The 17899-nt window shown below is 33.6% G+C and carries 16 protein-coding genes and 1 riboswitch; of the genes, 11 read left to right on the forward strand and 5 right to left on the reverse strand.

Annotated features, from left to right (window positions below):
- The first annotated feature begins 7 nt into the window (after window positions 1-7).
- Genes LG295_RS01755 through LG295_RS01770 form a run of 4 tightly spaced genes read left to right on the forward strand, consistent with a single transcriptional unit; the run spans window position 8 to window position 4074 of the window.
- The gene (locus LG295_RS01755; RefSeq protein WP_318832580.1) at window positions 8-1951 is read left to right on the forward strand and encodes a BglG family transcription antiterminator; all 1944 of its coding nucleotides are present in this window, start codon (window positions 8-10) and stop codon (window positions 1949-1951) included.
- 13 nt (window positions 1952-1964) lie between these two features.
- Window positions 1965-2405 (forward strand): PTS sugar transporter subunit IIA, encoded by a 441-nt coding sequence (locus LG295_RS01760; protein ID WP_107554396.1) that lies wholly within the window; start codon window positions 1965-1967, stop codon window positions 2403-2405.
- A gap of 5 nt (window positions 2406-2410) precedes the next feature.
- On the forward strand, window positions 2411-2695 hold the full coding sequence (locus tag LG295_RS01765; RefSeq protein ID WP_017723851.1) for a PTS sugar transporter subunit IIB: 285 nt from the start codon (window positions 2411-2413) through the stop codon (window positions 2693-2695).
- A gap of 23 nt (window positions 2696-2718) precedes the next feature.
- Window positions 2719-4074: a PTS ascorbate transporter subunit IIC gene (locus LG295_RS01770; RefSeq protein ID WP_107558017.1), complete on the forward strand. Its 1356-nt coding sequence runs from the start codon at window positions 2719-2721 to the stop codon at window positions 4072-4074.
- A gap of 683 nt (window positions 4075-4757) precedes the next feature.
- Here LG295_RS01770 and LG295_RS01775 read toward each other — a convergent pair.
- From LG295_RS01775 to panE, 3 genes are all read right to left on the reverse strand, one after another.
- Window positions 4758-5264, reverse strand: coding sequence for a cupin domain-containing protein (locus LG295_RS01775; RefSeq protein ID WP_318832582.1), 507 nt, complete (start codon window positions 5262-5264; stop codon window positions 4758-4760).
- A gap of 61 nt (window positions 5265-5325) precedes the next feature.
- On the reverse strand, window positions 5326-6144 hold the full coding sequence (locus LG295_RS01780; protein ID WP_318832583.1) for a thioesterase family protein: 819 nt from the start codon (window positions 6142-6144) through the stop codon (window positions 5326-5328).
- A 148-nt stretch (window positions 6145-6292) separates the two neighbouring features.
- Window positions 6293-7210 (reverse strand): 2-dehydropantoate 2-reductase, encoded by a 918-nt coding sequence (panE, locus tag LG295_RS01785; RefSeq protein ID WP_318832584.1) that lies wholly within the window; start codon window positions 7208-7210, stop codon window positions 6293-6295.
- Between the two features lie 201 nt (window positions 7211-7411).
- Here panE and LG295_RS01790 point away from each other — a divergent pair, with 201 nt between their 5' ends.
- From LG295_RS01790 to LG295_RS01820, 7 genes are all read left to right on the forward strand, one after another.
- A complete protein-coding gene (locus LG295_RS01790; RefSeq protein ID WP_318832585.1) occupies window positions 7412-8167 on the forward strand; it encodes a type II CAAX endopeptidase family protein in 756 nt (251 codons plus the stop codon).
- A gap of 142 nt (window positions 8168-8309) precedes the next feature.
- Window positions 8310-8415: riboswitch (SAM riboswitch) on the forward strand.
- An 87-nt stretch (window positions 8416-8502) separates the two neighbouring features.
- Window positions 8503-9321, forward strand: a complete 819-nt coding sequence (locus LG295_RS01795) for a MetQ/NlpA family ABC transporter substrate-binding protein (RefSeq protein WP_122062884.1) — start codon at window positions 8503-8505, stop codon at window positions 9319-9321.
- Window positions 9322-9364: 43 nt separating this feature from the next.
- Entirely contained in the window at window positions 9365-10297 is a 933-nt protein-coding gene (locus LG295_RS01800) for a lactate/malate family dehydrogenase (RefSeq protein WP_107529608.1), read from the forward strand.
- 170 nt (window positions 10298-10467) lie between these two features.
- Window positions 10468-12333 (forward strand): BglG family transcription antiterminator, encoded by a 1866-nt coding sequence (locus LG295_RS01805; RefSeq protein WP_326028832.1) that lies wholly within the window; start codon window positions 10468-10470, stop codon window positions 12331-12333.
- A 78-nt stretch (window positions 12334-12411) separates the two neighbouring features.
- On the forward strand, window positions 12412-14385 hold the full coding sequence (locus tag LG295_RS01810; RefSeq protein WP_318755610.1) for a fructose-specific PTS transporter subunit EIIC: 1974 nt from the start codon (window positions 12412-12414) through the stop codon (window positions 14383-14385).
- Window positions 14386-14402: 17 nt separating this feature from the next.
- The gene (gene manA / locus LG295_RS01815) at window positions 14403-15338 is read left to right on the forward strand and encodes a mannose-6-phosphate isomerase, class I (protein WP_107529611.1); all 936 of its coding nucleotides are present in this window, start codon (window positions 14403-14405) and stop codon (window positions 15336-15338) included.
- A 64-nt stretch (window positions 15339-15402) separates the two neighbouring features.
- A complete protein-coding gene (locus LG295_RS01820) occupies window positions 15403-16302 on the forward strand; it encodes an ROK family protein (RefSeq protein WP_107558009.1) in 900 nt (299 codons plus the stop codon).
- Between the two features lie 205 nt (window positions 16303-16507).
- On the opposite strand, the gene LG295_RS01825 is transcribed toward LG295_RS01820, so the two are convergent.
- Complete coding sequence (locus tag LG295_RS01825; protein WP_107558008.1) at window positions 16508-16966, reverse strand: threonine/serine exporter family protein; 459 nt, start codon at window positions 16964-16966, stop codon at window positions 16508-16510.
- Window positions 16967-16980: 14 nt separating this feature from the next.
- Window positions 16981-17733: a threonine/serine exporter family protein gene (locus LG295_RS01830; protein ID WP_318832587.1), complete on the reverse strand. Its 753-nt coding sequence runs from the start codon at window positions 17731-17733 to the stop codon at window positions 16981-16983.
- Window positions 17734-17899 lie beyond the last annotated feature (166 nt).

Consider the following 17899-nt stretch of genomic DNA (forward strand, 5'->3'; position numbering starts at 1 on the left):
TGCTAATATGTTAAGCAAGAGGCAGTATCATATTTTGACGTTCATTATTGAACGTGAGACTTTTGTGCCAATTCATAATTTAGCAACACATTTCAATGTTTCAGAGAGAACCATTCAATATGATCTTGAATACATTGAAGATATGGCGAGTAAATTAGCTTTAACAATTCAACGAAATAAATATGACGGTATTAAAATCGCAACATCTTCAGAACAACTAAAGGCTGTAGAACCGCAATATTTATCAACGTCTATACACTATTCCAAAGACGAACGGTTGATGTATATTACTTTGAAACTCTTTGAATCTACATCGCCTACAGCTTCACATGTACTGGCAACCATGGTTTCTGTGACTAGACGTACGATAGTGGAAGATTTAAAACGCGTACAGCAATGGCTAGAGCATCACAATTTACAGTTGAAATATGAGAAGAATAAGGGCTTCTTAATTAAGGGCGATGAAAATGCATATCGAAAAGCATATGCAGAAATGGTTCATGAATATTTTCAAACACATACGCATCAAATGGGACATCATTTGTTCTCGAATCATGAATTAGAACAAATTCGCTTAAGTGTCGCTTCGGTACTGATTGATGCAAATTATCAACTCGTACAGAGTGCTATTGATGGATTGATTTACCATATTTTAATAGCAATTCATCGGGCGAATGAGAATTTTATTTTTGAAATTCCAGACAAAGAATATAAAAAGTTACAAAAGACAGAACAATTTCAAATTGCCTTACAAATTAAAGGGAAATTAGAACAGATTTTTAATCTTCATTTTCCAAAAAGTGAAGCTGCTTTTATTACTTTACATCTGCTAGGTGCAAAGACTTCAGAAGTAAACCGATATCATCGTGAAATAGACGATTTGGATATTTTAACGGAGCAACTGATTGAGCGGATGAGCGGAGACTTGGGGTTAGACTTAATGTCAGATAGTAAGTTGTTAAATGGTTTGATTGTTCATTTAAGACCAGCAATTCATAGGCTGAAATTTGATATGACACACGATAATCCTTTGAAAAAGGAAATTATTTTGCAATATCAACAACTGATTGAAGGTATAAAAAAGCATATATGGGGCATTGAAGAAACTTATAATATTGCGTTTGATGATAATGAACTAACTTATATTACCTTACATTTTGCCTCAGCCATTGAGCGTATTTCGACTGTGACAACAAATAAGATCAAAGTTGTATTGCTATGTGGTTCTGGGATAGGTACTTCGCAGTTATTAAAAAGCAGAATTGCTCATATTTATCCAGAGCTCGAAGTCGTGGATGCGTATTCTATATATGAAATAGATGAAAGTATGTTAAAGCATGAAGGGGTTGATTATATTATTTCTACTGTCCCTTTCGATCAAGTAACAGTACCTGTGATTAGGGTTTCACCGTTTTTAGATAAAAATGATCGTATTCAATTAAACGAAATTATTAATCGCTCTAGAGAACAATACATTGATGATTTACGCGGTATTGGTCCTACCTTAGATCAGGTGTTGCCACAATCGAGGATATTGACGCAGCAGCCAGTACTTTCACGTGATGATGCGATTAAACAAGCTGTATCCATACTAGAAAAAGATGGTGTAGTGGACAAAGCATATGCGACTGATATCATCCAACAATTAGATGCGTTTGGGCCTTATATGGTGGTTAGCCCTCATATCGCATTGATTCACGCAAAGCATGATCATGTACAACAATCAGTGGGTTTTAGTTTGATCCAATATGAAAATGGTGTTCATTTTTCACATGATCAATATGATCCGGTATACATTGTCATTACTTTAGCTACAGCACAACCACAAATACATCTCAATGCGTTAAGGCAACTGAGTACACTAATTATGGATGAAGCGGCAAGAGAAGCCGTATTTTCAGGAGATATAACAGCTATTATGCAACACATTAAGCATGTAAGCCAACAGTAAGGAGAGGATATAGATGAGTTTGGAAATACTGTCTGCAGATAAGATACAAATATTAGATAAAGTAGAAACGTGGGAACAAGCAATAACGATAGCTGCGACCCCCTTACTTACACAAGATTATTTTGAATCAAGTTATGTTACAGCGATGATTGATAGTGTAAAGGAATTAGGGCCTTATATCGTTATTGCACCTGAAATTGCAATCGCACATGCAAGACCTAATGATGATGTGAAACATATTGGATTAAGTTTATTAAAATTAAATCAGCATATTAATTTTTCTGAGGAGGGACACTTTGCATCACTTATATTTGTACTTAGTGCTATAGATAATGATGGCCATTTGGCTATTTTAAGAAGCTTAGCAACTAAATTAGGTGATCAAGATACAGTAAATAAATTGTTAGCAGCGCAAGAAATTAATGAAATAGTAAATATATTTAAAGGAGAATGAGAAAAATGAAAATTTTAGTAGTTTGTGGTCACGGTTTAGGAAGTAGTTTTATGGTAGAAATGAATGCACAAGAAGCGTTGAAAAATATAAATGCTCCATCTGATATTAAAGTAGAACACAGTGATGTTATGAGTGCGAGTCCAGATATGGCAGACTTATTTATTTGTGGTAGAGACTTAGAGGAAAACACTAAAAATTTAGGTGATGTAATTGTATTAGATAACATTTTAGACAAAGAAGAATTACAACAAAAATTAAATGATAAATTAAGCGAACTGAATATCTTATAAATAAAATGTAAGGGGGCAGTAAAATGAAACCAATACTTGATTTTATTGTTGATGTATTGAGTCAACCAGCGATATTAGTTGCACTAATTGCATTGATCGGGTTGATTATGCAGAAGAAATCGGCAACAGATATTACATCTGGAACAATCAAAACAATTCTAGGATTTTTAGTGTTAAGCGCAGGTGCAAATGTAGTAACACAATCACTTGAACCATTTGGAAAAATATTTCAACATGCATTTGGTGTACAAGGTGTAGTACCAAATAACGAAGCCATTATATCAATTGCATTAGAACAATATGGTACAACAGCAGCACTAATAATGGTATTTGGCATGATTGTAAATATTATTATTGCACGTATTACTAACTTAAAATATATCTTTTTAACTGGTCATCATACCTTTTATATGGCAGCATTTTTAGCAATATTATTATCTGTCGGCAATATTACAGGTACTTTGACGGTAATCGTTGGAGCTATTATTTTGGGATTGATAATGGCGATATTACCGGCATTGGCACATCCTACAATGAAAAAAATCACTGGTAATAACCAAGTCGCTCTAGGTCATTTCGGCACGGTTAGTTACTGGGCAGCTGGAGAAGTTGGGAAACTATTTAAAGGTAAATCAAAATCTACAGAAGAAATTAATTTTCCAAAAGGTTTAAGCTTTTTGAGAGAAAGTACGATTAGTATTTCTTTAACAATGACATTATTGTATTTTGTTGCAGCATTATTTGCAGGACCGACTTATGTACATAGTGAGATTAGCAATGGGCAAAACTTTATTGTATTTTCACTCATACAAGGTGTGACATTTGCAGCAGGGGTATTTATTATACTAACAGGCGTGCGCTTAATTTTAGCTGAAATAGTACCGGCATTTAAAGGTATTTCAGAGAAATTGGTACCGAATACAAAGCCAGCTTTAGACTGTCCGATTGTCTTCCCTTATGCACAAAACGCTGTGTTAATAGGATTCTTTGTCAGCTTTATCGTTGGGGTCATTGGCATGTTTATCTTGTTCTTATTTGGTGGTGTCGTGATACTTCCAGGTGTGGTTGCACACTTCTTCTTAGGTGCAACTGCGGGCGTCTTTGGTAATGCAAGAGGTGGTATAAAAGGTGCAGTTGCAGGATCTGCTTTAAATGGATTATTGATTACGTTCTTGCCATTACTGTTTTTACCTTTCTTAGGAGATTTAGGGGGCGCAGCGACGACATTCTCAGATACTGATTTCTTAGTTGTAGGTATTGTATTTGGTAATATCGCGAAATTCCTTGGACTCATCGGCATCATAATTTTAATTTTAGTAGTTGCAGCTGCAGCGATCATTTTACAAAAACGTACAAATGAAAAAGAAGCAAAAGAATAGTAGTAAAAATTATAATGAAATGGTATATATTTTAGGGTGAGTGGAACAAAAATCTAATTTATTTAAAAAGATTTTATCTTACCTGTTGGTTATGCAATATCATGATTGAGGCTGAGGCGGTTTATTGATAAATTGTCTCAGCCTCTTAACTATTCTGTTGGAAGTAGATGATTGGTAAACAATATAAGTTAGCTAATTCATTATAAGAATATAAAGTTAGTTCTACAGGTCGATTTTATATGTTATTGAGAAGGTTATAGGTCATACTTTAAACTGTTAGTTCAAAACTTTCATCAATTAAATCAGTGATATGATGGAGGTTATTTATTTCTCTCAAGTTAATAGTGATCCAAGTGGTTTTATTCATATGATACGCCTTATAAACACCTTTTTTTCGTTAATGGTCCAATAAAAGCTGTATCAACTTTTACATTCAAAACATCAACTTCGTCACAAGTTTTAAGCCCTAATTTATCTTCTGTCATATTCATAATGAGTCCGAACCATTTTTATTATGATTATGTCTTAAAGTGACAAAATGAGGGAAATTTTGCCATAGATAATCCGGTTTAACGTCGTAATTTTGAGTAACATAATTAACTACTTCATCTTTATTTACCAACATTCATACCTCTGATTAAGTTTGAGATTTAATATTAATGAAACAAAGAAAGGACTTGAAGTTAGTTCCAATGTTGCTTCAATGGCCCATGACTACCAAATATTGGGTCTGTATCAGGTATAGATACACTTTCAATAATATATAAATTTTGAGGACGCTCGCTTGCTTTACCGACACAAATATCATATGACTGACTATTGGGATAGGCGCCCATAACTGTAAAGTCATTAGTTTGACTTATCAGTTTATGACCAGTACCAGCTGGTAATATTAAAACATCACCTTCAGTTATACTAATAGGAGTACCATTTCTGCCTCCTAGTATTAATTGGGCGGTTCCATTGATTACCAATAAGACTTCGTGTGAATTACTGTGATAATGATGATAAGAGAAAACACCAGCTTCCCAAGTGTTACCCCATTGATTTGTGGATAATATATGTCTTAAATCATCAGTTTTTGAAAATACGTTTTGATAAACTAAAACAGGTAAATTTGGGTTATTAGGTATTTGCCCATCATCATCAAAATTTAATGTGTTAATTGTAATTTCTTTTGGTTGTTTCAACTTTAAACACCTCTTTATTTTTTTAAGTATAAATTATAGTTATAGGAGATAAGTGTAGAATTTATTCTTTGTAATATACAAACTGACTTGTCGTTGCAAGTAAATTGCCATTATGACTCCATATTTCTCCAGTTTGATCGAAGAAGCCATTAAAAAATTTAAGGGCACGGGCATGTCCAAGTAGCAGTTGGCTCCCATTGTGCTTTAAAGTCTCAGCATTAGCATGGAAATATATAGTGAGTGATACTGTACCAATGGGAACGAACGCTTTACGACGTACATAGATGCGTGGGAAGAATGCATCACATATAGATGCGAGAGATAAGAAATCTAAATCTCTATCAGGGCTGTCTTTTATCCATTGTAACGTTACGGAATCTGGTTGTTGAGTAGGATTCATTGCTAGTGGCGCACCTTTAATCATTCTGATGTCATAGTTTTGCGCCCATGGTGGTGCGCTTTCTAATGGTGTACGTGTTACTTCGTCTGCAGGTGGGACATCAGGAAAGGCTAGTTCTGTTGACGACCATGTATCTCGTCGCTTAGCAGTAACTGCTGTTCCAGTAATAACGATGTTATCATTTTGTTTTAGTTCTATATACCAGTGCTGTGTTGACCGATTCGTTCTTGATGGATAGGCAATGATCCTAAAATTACCTTCATGTATAGGAGCAGCATAGTTTATTGTTAGGGAGATGGGTTCTCCTAGAATATCATCATGTTCTAAAACTGCACGTAATAATGTGGATGCGATAACACCACCGAATGGTCCGACCATATTCGCATAGGCGCTAGAAGTTTGTCCTGAATACATGCCTGGTTTCTGTTGTGTGAGTTGAGTTGCTAAATCAAATGGGTGTTGTGGTTGATTAGATTGCATGACGAATGCCTCCGTTTTTCTTAATTAGTTATTCAAATAATTTAAATAAAAAGCATACAAAATGTTGATATTAAAGATAAGCAAAAATATAGGAAGTGCACAGAAAGTTAAAAACTCGCTTCTGTCACACTCCTATATGTGTAGATACTTAATGTAGCATTTCTTTATATACGCTATGGTTTTGATAAACACAAGTAAGCAGTGGTGCTTCTAAATTGTAGTGTGCCGCTAATTCTAATAAATAACCTTGCAAATGATCGGTTTCGATATTTAGACCCTTTTCCATATCTCGTTGCATGGAAGTTTTGAAATGATAAGATAATTGATTTAGTGCTTGCATGTATTTAGAAACAATTTGATCAGAGATAGGTGCGTTGTGTTTACGCATAATACTAGCAGCCTCATTATACAAGGATTTAATAAATTCTATACCACCTTCACTATCACGAATAGGTCCAATAGGCGCGTGCATAAGTGTTGTTACGCCCGATAATACAGTGATCATTAAATATTTATGCCACATGCCTTGTTCGACATTTGTGTTTAGAATAAATTCAGCTTTTGTTCCTGAAAATGCTTGTTCAACATATTTAGCACGGTTGCTTTCAGTACCACCTAACTCCCCGAAAAAGAGTTTATCAAATTGACTGGTTTGAACAATTTCGCCAGTACTATCAAGTGTTGTTTCAATAATGCAGTAACCACCCATGATTTTATTTTTTCCAAAAGCGTTTTGTAATTTAGGGACATGTGCAACGCCATTAAGTAGTGGAATAATTAAGGTGTTATGATCTATAAATGGTTTTAAATCTTCAATAGCATGATCTAAGTGATAAGACTTTGAAGATAAGAGCACGATATCAAAAGGTTCGACACGATCATCTTTTGTGATGAGTTGTGGATTAAAATGATAATCTCCTTTTTCACTATGAATGGCTAAGCCATTTCGTTCTAGATATGATTTGCGTTTGGGCCGTACTAAAAATGTGACATGTTTGCCAGCCTCAGCTAAGCGACCACCAAAATATCCACCAATTCCGCCAGCACCTAGTACCAATATACGCATCGACAACAACTCCTTAAACTATGTATAGTATATTTAATCTCTATATACCACTTTTCATTTCCTTTTACGCATTGAAATTTAAATAAATTAGTTTACATGTCTATCTATACTATCTATTTATATTATTGTAAAATGTTTGAAGAAAATGGAAATTGTACAATGTAAAAGTGTGTTATATATAAAACTTTAGGAGGGACTATAATGTCGGTTAAAAACGAAAAGAAATATCGATGGAAGGATATTAACGGTAAAGATTTTTTTCTGCCAATCATTTATTTAGCTAGTAATTTTTTCTTGTCACTTATAATTTTGAGTATAACGTGGGCAGTTAATATAAGTTTTGGTGATAGTTACAGTAATGATAAATTTGATGGGTCGAGCGCCGCTGATTTGTTAATGGAGATTGGTGTTTTTATATTTATCATGATTATATGGATGTTGTTACATAAAAATAGTTATAAAATTGAGTGGAAAAGTGGCTTCAGTAATATTAAGAAATACTGGAAACTCATCATTGTTACATTTATTGTTATGTTTATATTTAAATTAATTTTTCCTGTATTAGTTGATGCGTTTGCACCTGAACAATGGAAGTTTGAAGAAACACAAAACGATTTATTGATTCAACAAATGTTTAGTACACCATTCTCAACGGTACTTGCGTTCTTTTCTATTGTAATTATTGCGCCGGTTACTGAAGAGTTTCTCTTCCGACACTTGGTAATTGGTGAATTAGGAAAGAAATTGAATTTTATAGTGATGTCAGTCATATCTGTAATTGTTTTTGCATCTTTACACGTAATAGCAGCACAATCACCATTAGAAATTGTTATGTATCTTGTTATCGCTATAGGTATCGTATATGTCTATTTAAAAACACAACGAAGTTTAGCTACTGCTATAGCACTGCATGCATTAAATAACTTTATTGCATATGTAGCAGTTGTCCTTCTATAAAGTTATATCGCTTTAATGGATTGTTGTTTCACATGGAACAGAAGTTAGTTAGTAGACGTATTATTTAGAATTTTCTTAAAACTCGTTGACTAAACATGAGTATAATGCTAGGATAAAAACATTGTAACTACATACTGATTTACTCTTATCAAGAGAGGTGGAGGGACGTGCCCTATGAAACCCAGCAACCGTCGTTATACGAAATGGTGCTAATTCACAAAAAGTTACCAAACTTTTAGAGATGAGAGAAGGTTTATACTTTCTCTTATAAAATTAAGAGAAAGTATTTTTTATTTACTTTGAAACTTAAAAATTCATGAGGAGTGAAATAGATTATGAGGAAATTAATTGTTTTATGTTCATTATTAATATTAACCATTGTTCTTGCAGCATGTGGCAATTCAAATGGTAAAGATGGGGATAAAAAAATAACAATTGCAGCTTCGCCAGCACCACACGGTGAAGTATTGAAACATGCAAAAGAAGAAATGAAAAAACAAGGATATGATTTAGAAGTTAAAACAGTTAATGATTATAAAGTACCTAATAAACTATTAGATAAAGGTGATGTAGATGCCAATTTCTTCCAGCATACGCCTTACTTAAAAGCAGAAAAGAAAGATCACAATTATGATATAGAAGAAGTTGGAAAAGTATTTACTACGCCAATGGGTGTTTATAGTAAAAAATATAAAGATATTAAAGATATTCCTAAAGGTTCAACAATATATGTTTCTAACAATCCAGCTGAAGAGGGTAGATTCTTATCATTCTTTGTAGATGAAGGATTAATAAAGATTAAAAAAGGTGTTAGTATAGAAGACGCAAAATTTGAAGACATTGTAGAAAATAAAAAAGATTTGAAGTTTAATAATAAACAAGGGGCAGAATTCTTACCTAAGACATATGAAAGTAAGGAAGGTGCTGCAGTTATTATGAATTCAAACTATGCGTTAGATAATGGGTTAACGCCACATAAAGATGCTATCATTAGTGAAACTGAGTCATCACCGTTTGCGAATATCGTTGCTGTGAAAAAAGGACATAAAGATGACGAAAAATATCAAGCACTTATAAAAGTGCTACAATCTAAAGACATGAAAGAATTCATTAAAAAAGAATACGGTAAAGATGTAATTCCGTATGAAAAATAAGTTATTATGAACAGATATTAGTAATGAAAAAGGGGTGTAGTGTATGTCTAAACTAGGCATTGTTGGTTTAGGAAGAGTAGGTAGTCAAGTTTTAACAGATGTACAATATTTGAATTTATTTTCAGAGATTGTGTTGGTTGATGATAAAGATGAAATTGCAAGTGGAGAAGCGCTTGATCATAATCATTCACAAGGATTATTTAATACTGCGCATATCAAGATTAAAGCTGGAGATTATCAAGATTTAGCAGATGCTGATTTTATTGTGGTTGCTGCGAGTGTACCAACAGATAAAAATGATGGTGATCGTACTTTATTAGCACAAGGCAATCATGACATTATAAAAAATGTTATGAGTCAAGTTGCTGAGGTAACACAAGAGGCAATCATTATTGTGATTTCTAATCCTGTAGATTCGATCGTATATTTTGCTAATCAAGTAAACTATCCAACTCATAAAATCATTGGAACGGGAACGTCTTTAGAAACTTCAAGGTTCAAGACGATTATCGCTCATCATTATCAAATCGACCCCAAAAATGTTGAGGCATTTGTTATTGGAGAGCATGGACAACATGCAATACCTGTGTGGAGTAAAGTGCGTATTCATGGTATGTCGCTTACAGAATATGAAGCGCTAAGTAATAGCCCAGAAATTGATAAAGCACATATAACATCTATCATTAATGAAGTATCTATGGATGTCTTTTATCAAAAAGGTTGGACTAATGCTGCGATTTCTAAAGTTACAACATCATTGATACAAACTATTGCATTGAATCAACGTACTATGATGCCATTGACTTCAATCAGCAAAGAATATGACTTAACAGATGGCGCATTTAGTTTACCTACGTTAGTTGATCGCTCTGGTATTGTTCAAAGATTTGCAATTACGTTAGATGATCAAGAAATGCAACAACTTAAAGAAGCTTACGAATATATTAGAGAAACAATCCATACATCAGAAAAATAAAATAAATGTAAACACCGATTCATCAGATAATGTCTTTTGAATGGGTGTTTTTTATTATGTTAACTTCAATTAGCCACTTCTTGATTAAATAATAAGTAATAGCTACAATGAATTTAAATATTAAATCACCTTTGAGGAAGTGTGAAAATACGGGAAAGCGCGGTGCAGTGATGTTAGAAAGACATGCCAAACTCATTAGATTGTTACTCAACAACAGTAATCGTTTTTTAAGCGCAGATGAAATAGCCACTTACTTAAATGTCTCTAATAGAACAGTGAGGAACGATATTAAATATATTAATGTTGATGTATTGTCGGCGTTAATTGTCAGTGTTAAAGGTCGAGGTTTCAAGGTGAACCAAGACCTTTATAGTATAGATTATATAGAAGAAATCGTTTCTGATTTTACAAACAAAGAAAACGAATTACTTCTAAAATTGGGTTATCATATTTTAATGCATCAACAACCCACAACCTTAGATTCATTAGCACATCACTTTCATTTATCTAAATCAGAAGTTAGTGATTATTTAACGCGTGTTCAGTCGTGGTGCAATTCATTTGATATTACTGTGAATCTAACTAAGAAAAAAGGTGTCACAGTAAACGGAAACGAAATGAATATTAGAAATGCGATTCTACATTTAAATCAACTATCTTCGAAAAGTAAAACGGTTGATGATGTGATATTAAATGAAATACCTAAGGCGCACATTGATATCATTAGTCAAATTATTGAACGTAACTTAAATGCACATCATATACAACCTTCTAAAATACGGATAAAACAATTACTCATACACTTAATTATTATATTTAAACGTAATAGCGATGACGGTTATTCGTGGGTAGTCGATAAATCCTCCTATAAAATCGCGCAACAATGTATTACAGATATCAATTCGGAATTAGGTTATCAACTTTCAGATGAAACTGCGCAACTGTTATCATTCTTTATTAGCTATTATTTTAATAAATACGATTTAGGCTTTGAACAGATTTTTGTTAAAAGCTATATTGATCGTATGATTCATCAAATGGAGAGAAATGTAGGTGTAGATTTTACAGAAGACCAAGAACTACGCGACAATTTATATGCACATTTCAGTAGAACATACTTACGTATAGTAAAGAATGTTTATATTAATAATCCTTTAACTGAAGATATTAAAAAGTATTATCCCTTTGTGTTTAATGCATTGTATGAGACAGTTAGTCATCTTGCAAAAGATGCAAAAATAAATTTAGTTGAAGATGAAATTGCATTTTTGGCGTTACATTTTCAATCTTCCATAGATCGCCGTAAAAAAGAGTCGTTTAATATTGTTATCACTTGTTATTATGGGTTAGGAATTTCTAGTTTATTAGAAGCGAAAATTAAAAATATAGATGACAGTATTCATATAGTAGATACATTGAAAATGGAAGATATGAATGATTATAACTTTAGCAATATTGATGCGCTTGTTGCTACACATTCTATTGAAGGTAAACAACTGCCTAATGATTTAACTTGCATAGAAGTATCTCCTTTATTTTCAGAGGAGGACGAAAATAAAATTGCTTCTGAGTTACACCATAAGCAAAATCCTGTATTACATCAAACTGAATTATCTTCAATTCAATTTAGTGTTTACTCAGATAAACAGGAGCAAGTGGTTGCAAGTTATGTTTTTGAACAAGCTCAAATGATTCTAGATAACGATCATGCTGTCGCCAAAGATTACATGAAAAGTGCATTAGAGAGAGAAAAATTTTCTTCTACATATATTGGTAACGGGATGAGTATGCCACATGGTGATCCAGAAAAAGTATTAAAATCACATGTAATTATTTTCAAAAATATGCAAGGTTATATCTGGAAACAAAATAAAGCTAAGCTTGTTTTTTTCTTAGCAATTACAGAGCAAGACATTCCCATAATGAAGAAAATTATTCATACTATTGCTAAATTGGATGAGAATACTGTAGACCAATTATTAGTACTTGAAGATCAAAGTTTAAAAGAGAAAATGATTGATTTAATTAAAGAATAATTGCCACTAGTAACGGCAATTATTCTTTTTTACAATCTGATGAATGCGTTTACAATTGTATTGAGGAGGATGAATTATATGAAAATTTTAGCGATTACGTCGTGTCCAAATGGGATTGCACACACGTATATGGCCCAAGAAAAATTGGAGCAAGCTGCCAAAGATATGGGCGTACATATCAAGGTGGAAACACAAGGTGGCGTAGGTGCAGAAAATGTCTTAACAACAAAAGAAATTAGAGAAGCGGATGGCATTATTATTGCAGCAGATCGCCAAGTAGATTTATCAAGGTTTGATGGGAAATTATTAATTAACGAAAGCGTTAGAGAAGGCATTCATAAACCGGAAGTATTGATTCAACGTATTATTGATAAAGATGCTCATATCCATCATGAAACTAGTGGAGCTAGTCAGTCTAGCCAAGAAGACAAACCCAAAACCGGTATTCAGATGGTTTATCAGCATTTAATGAACGGTGTATCGTTTATGGTTCCCTTCATCGTTGTAGGTGGGTTATTAATGGCGATTGCACTAACAATTGGTGGAGAAGCAACTTCAAAAGGTTTGGAGATTCCAGATGATTCATTTTGGAAATCAGTTGAAAATATAGGTAATTTAGCTTTCAGTTTTATGGTGCCAATATTGGCTGGTTACATCGCAGTGAGTATTGCTGACAAACCTGGACTTGTACCCGGTATGATTGGTGGCGCTATAGCTGCTGACGGTAGCTTCTACGGTAGTGATGCTGGAGCTGGTTTTCTAGGAGGTATTGTAGCAGGTTTTATAGCAGGTTACATTGCGAAATGGATTAAAAATGTAAAAACACCAAAAGTGATGGCACCCATTATGCCGATTATAATCATTCCTATTATCTCATCACTCATTGTGGGATTAATATTTATATTCTTAATTGGTGCACCGATAGCGAGTATCTTTGAAGCGCTAACAACTTGGCTGAAAAGTATGCAAGGTACTAACATTGTAATCTTAGCATTAATTGTAGGGGCGATGATTGCATTTGATATGGGAGGACCAGTCAATAAAGTTGCTTTCTTATTTGGTTCAGCGCTAATTGCTGAAGGGAACTATGCTGTAATGGGAATGGTTGCAGTAGCGGTTTGTACACCGCCTATTGGTTTAGGTTTAGCTACGTTTATTAATAAACGTAAATTTAATAAAGGTGAAGTAGAAATGGGAAAAGCTTCATTTACTATGGGATTATTTGGCATTACAGAAGGTGCTATTCCATTTGCTGCACAAGATCCGTTAAGAATTATTCCATCTAATATGGTAGGGGCAATGGTAGCAGCAGCGATTGCAGCAATAGGTGGCGTGGGCGATAGAGTGGCTCATGGCGGTCCGATTGTAGCAGTTTTAGGTGGAATAGATCAGATTTTATGGTTCTTTATTGCTGTGATAGTTGGTAGTTTTGTCACGATGAGTGCAGTGCTATTTTTAAGAAAAAACACACCAGCATTAGCTGTTGATACTAATAGTATTGCAACGGGAATGACAGCGGAACAGCAAGATGAGGAAGCAGAAACTAGTGCTACAACAAATACTACAGCAGAAACAAATAAAGAACAAACTACTGAACAGACAAACAACACAGTTGATGTATTTGATAAAGATGTTATCAAAATAGTCGATAAGAAAAATTCAAGAGACGAAGCCATAGATGATCTCATAGATCAACTTGATAAGTATGATTACATTACAGATAAAAAAGAATTGAAAGATGCTGTACTGAAACGTGAAGCAGAAGCAACGACAGCGATTGGAATGAATGTTGCAATACCTCATGCAAAATCATCAGCAGTGAAACAACCTGTTGTCGCTGTAATGAATAATAAACATGGTATCGACTGGGACAGTTTAGATGGTACATTGCCTAATATTTTATTTCTAATTGCAGTACCTAATGATAGCAGTGATACACATTTAAAACTGTTGCAAAGATTATCAAGAACATTAATGGACGACAATATTCGACAACAGCTAATTGAGGCAACACAAACACAACAAATTTACGATTTACTTAAAGAAATATAACTGGGAGGTAGGAATAAATGCCATTATTATTAAAACCTGTTTTTCAAGAAAGAATATGGGGAGGCAATGCACTTAAAGCATTTAACTATGATATACCTAATGATCATACAGGAGAATGTTGGGCGATATCAGCTCATCCGAACGGTCCAAACGTTATTGAAAATGGACGTCATAAAGGTAAAACATTAGATGAAGTATGGGCAGAAGACAAAGTATTATTTGGGAATCCTAAAGAAGATAAATTTCCGTTACTAACTAAAATATTAGATGCAAATGATAATTTGTCAGTACAAGTACATCCAGATAACACATATGCTCAAATGTATGAAGGAGAATATGGTAAGACTGAATGTTGGTATATTTTAGATGCAAATGAAGGCGCAGAAATTATTTATGGCGTAAATGCACAGAATCAAAATGAGTTAAATCAAATGATTGATAACAAACAATTCGATGCATTATTCAAATCAGTCAAAGTTAAAGCAGGAGACTTCTTCTATGTGCCAGCAGGTACAGTTCATGCAATAGGAGAAGGGATTTTAATCTTAGAAACACAACAATCTTCTGATACTACTTACCGCATTTATGATTATGACAGAACTGATAAAGAAGGAAATAAAAGAGAACTTCATTTAGAAGAAAGTAAAGAGGTAATTGATCTTTCTGTTAGCTCACCGAATACATCAGCTAAACATGAAGTGGTTCAAGGTCAGGATTATACGCAGTTTGTATCTAATACGTTCTTTACAGTGGAAAGATGGATTATCAATGGTCATTTAGCTTATGCAAAACCACAATCATATTGTCTCGTATCCATTGTAGAGGGCAATGGCGAAGTTACAGTAAATAACGAAGCTATTACTTTAGAAAAAGGAACACATTTTATACTGACTACTGAGGATAAAGAAATAACATTTAAAGGTGATATGACATTTATCGTTAGCTATGTATAAAAATTAAAGGCGAGATAACTTCAGTTATCTCTGCCTTTTTATGCAATCATAGGAGGTAATTACAATGTTAAAAATTTGTACAGATATAGGTGGAACAAAGACAATTGTAGGTTTGATTAATGAAGATTTAGAAATTATAGAGAGCTATAAATTTGAAACTTATATAGATAATCCCGAACAACAGTTTATTGAAATAATCAATATAGCTAAGAATTACTTAGAAAGTGTTGAAAATGTAGATGCTACAGTACTAAATATTGCTATGCCTGGGCCGTGTGATTATACTCAAGGTATATTTTTAAATCCACCTAATTTACAAAAGTACAATAACTTTAATGCAGGTGAATTTATCACTGAACATAGTTCATTCAAACCATATTTTGTAAATGATACGGATGCTGCTATATTAGCCGAACAACACTATGTTTCAGTGAAGACAGAGGATTTTATATATTTAACTATAAGTACAGGTGTTGGTATGGCATACATGAGAAATGGCACGCTAGTTTCTGGTAGCGATGGTAATTTCGGTGAGATTGGTCATACAATTATTAAAGACAATAGTGACTACCAATGCCCTGTTTGTAAACAATATGGTTGCGTCGAAAATGAAATTTCTGGATTAGCAATAAGTAGGAAAGCAGGTGAATTGCTTAACAAAGAAGTTAGCACAAGAGAGGCAATCGAAATGTATAATGCAGGAGAAAATAAACAAATCGTGCAGATGATTGAAGAAGTAATAGATTTAACACAAAAGTTATGCACGAACCTATATAGTATCTTCAATGTGTATAATATCGTACTTGGAGGTGGTGTAACACAAAGTACATTACCTTATAAAGCACGAATTGAGACATATGCACAAAAACACCACTTGATTCAAAATAGAGAGATAGTAGTCAGAATAAGTGGTTTAGATGCGAATGTGTTAACAGGACTTTATTATGTGAATAAAAATAAATGAAAGCTTTCCAGTGTCTATTGGGGAGGGAATGAAACCTAATTTTTATGAAAAGGTTTCGTTGTCTCGTCCTAGCAAGGATGACTAGAGTTGAAAAAACATGCTATAAAGGCTTTTTCAACTCAGCCAGCTACTACCATTATAATGAGTTGAGACAGAAGCATTATTTATGTTCCTGTATCTGTCTCATTCGATTTGTGAAGCCTTTTTATAATTTATTTCTTTTTACTAATAATAATTTACGAATATTGAGTGTCTTCGATAACTGATCGGATAATAGCAGACCTAAAGCAATTGAGCCAGCAATCAAAATAGCACGAATAAATGTATTTGTGGCATCTGTAAAATTGAGCGTCACAAGTTGCTGGGTGGCTCTAAAGGCAATACTACCAGGGACCAAAGGTATAATGCCGGGAATCATAAATAACACAACAGGTGCTTTATAAATACGACTTAAGATATGTGCTATTAAACCGAGTGTTAAACTTCCTAGCAGACTTGTGTATATACTATCCATATGGAAATTTCTTTCTAAAATAAAAGTTATGGAATAACCCATAGCACCAGCCAATCCAGCAGGTAAGAAAATTTTTCTAGGTGCATCGTAAATCACATTGAAAAAGTAAGATGCACTAAAACTACATAAAAATGTGAATAGGATCGTCATTACGATTCCCCCCTTTAAAAGATGAGATAAGCGATAGCAATGCCAGACCCTATAGCAAAAGCAATTACAAGTGCTTCTAAGAACTTGGCTGTAAACATTAACATATGTCTTCCGAACAAATCTTGAATAGCTGTTGTTATTAGTACTCCAGGAACTATTGGCATAACAGCTGCAATCATGGCTGGGCCGAACATTTTATTGACATTAAATAACTCAGACCCTAGTATAACCAGCATACCTAGTACAAAAGAACCAACAAATTCTGGTATAAACATCGTCAATGATTTACTCTGCATATATTCAACAATTAAAAAACCAATTGAACCGGCAATAATTGTAGTGATTGCATCTGACCAGGTGCCGCCTTGTAAATATAGAAAACTTAACGAAATTACCCCCGCAGCCATTACCTTTTTCCATAATGGAATACTTAAATTAGTGTGATCAATATTTTTTAATAGGATATAAGCCTGATCAATAGATAATTGATTACTGGTAAGCTTTCTAGAAATTGAATTAACTTGAAATATTTTTAATAAATTGGTGCTGTTTTTGTTTATGCGTAATATACGCGTATCATGTTCTTCGCTTAATGAAAAATTGATAAATACGTTGATTACATAACCTTGGCTATTATAATAGCCCATACAAATTGCGATGCGACGCATGGTATCTTCTACTCTTGATACTTCAGCCCCCGAGGAAAGTAGTATCTTTCCAGCCAGTAGTATAACACTTATGGTTAACTTGTCTTTATTCTCACTCAAATGAACACCCCAATTTATACGATTAATATGATTATTATCCCCATATTAATTTATAAATTCAATATGGAATATAAAGTGTCTAGAAAGACATGTTGTACACAGAGGTTAGGCTTAGGTTTGTGTGAAGTCATGGTTCGAGGCAGTCTAAAAAGTTTGTTGACTAGCG

Origin of the sequence: Staphylococcus pseudoxylosus, from assembly GCF_044794325.1 — a bacterium.
In the GTDB taxonomy this organism is placed as follows: domain Bacteria; phylum Bacillota; class Bacilli; order Staphylococcales; family Staphylococcaceae; genus Staphylococcus; species Staphylococcus pseudoxylosus.

Coding starts and splice junctions, on each gene's coding strand:
- LG295_RS01755 (WP_318832580.1), top strand. CDS start 8: ATGTTAAGCAAGAGGCAGTATCATATTTTGACGTTCATTATTGAACGT.
- LG295_RS01760 (WP_107554396.1), top strand. CDS start 1,965: ATGAGTTTGGAAATACTGTCTGCAGATAAGATACAAATATTAGATAAA.
- LG295_RS01765 (WP_017723851.1), top strand. CDS start 2,411: ATGAAAATTTTAGTAGTTTGTGGTCACGGTTTAGGAAGTAGTTTTATG.
- LG295_RS01820 (WP_107558009.1), top strand. CDS start 15,403: ATGTTAAAAATTTGTACAGATATAGGTGGAACAAAGACAATTGTAGGT.
- LG295_RS01810 (WP_318755610.1), top strand. CDS start 12,412: ATGAAAATTTTAGCGATTACGTCGTGTCCAAATGGGATTGCACACACG.
- LG295_RS01790 (WP_318832585.1), top strand. CDS start 7,412: ATGTCGGTTAAAAACGAAAAGAAATATCGATGGAAGGATATTAACGGT.
- LG295_RS01825 (WP_107558008.1), bottom strand. CDS start 16,966: ATGACGATCCTATTCACATTTTTATGTAGTTTTAGTGCATCTTACTTT.
- manA (WP_107529611.1), top strand. CDS start 14,403: ATGCCATTATTATTAAAACCTGTTTTTCAAGAAAGAATATGGGGAGGC.
- LG295_RS01780 (WP_318832583.1), bottom strand. CDS start 6,144: ATGCAATCTAATCAACCACAACACCCATTTGATTTAGCAACTCAACTC.
- LG295_RS01800 (WP_107529608.1), top strand. CDS start 9,365: ATGTCTAAACTAGGCATTGTTGGTTTAGGAAGAGTAGGTAGTCAAGTT.
- LG295_RS01805 (WP_326028832.1), top strand. CDS start 10,468: ATGTTAGAAAGACATGCCAAACTCATTAGATTGTTACTCAACAACAGT.
- panE (WP_318832584.1), bottom strand. CDS start 7,210: ATGCGTATATTGGTACTAGGTGCTGGCGGAATTGGTGGATATTTTGGT.
- LG295_RS01795 (WP_122062884.1), top strand. CDS start 8,503: ATGAGGAAATTAATTGTTTTATGTTCATTATTAATATTAACCATTGTT.
- LG295_RS01770 (WP_107558017.1), top strand. CDS start 2,719: ATGAAACCAATACTTGATTTTATTGTTGATGTATTGAGTCAACCAGCG.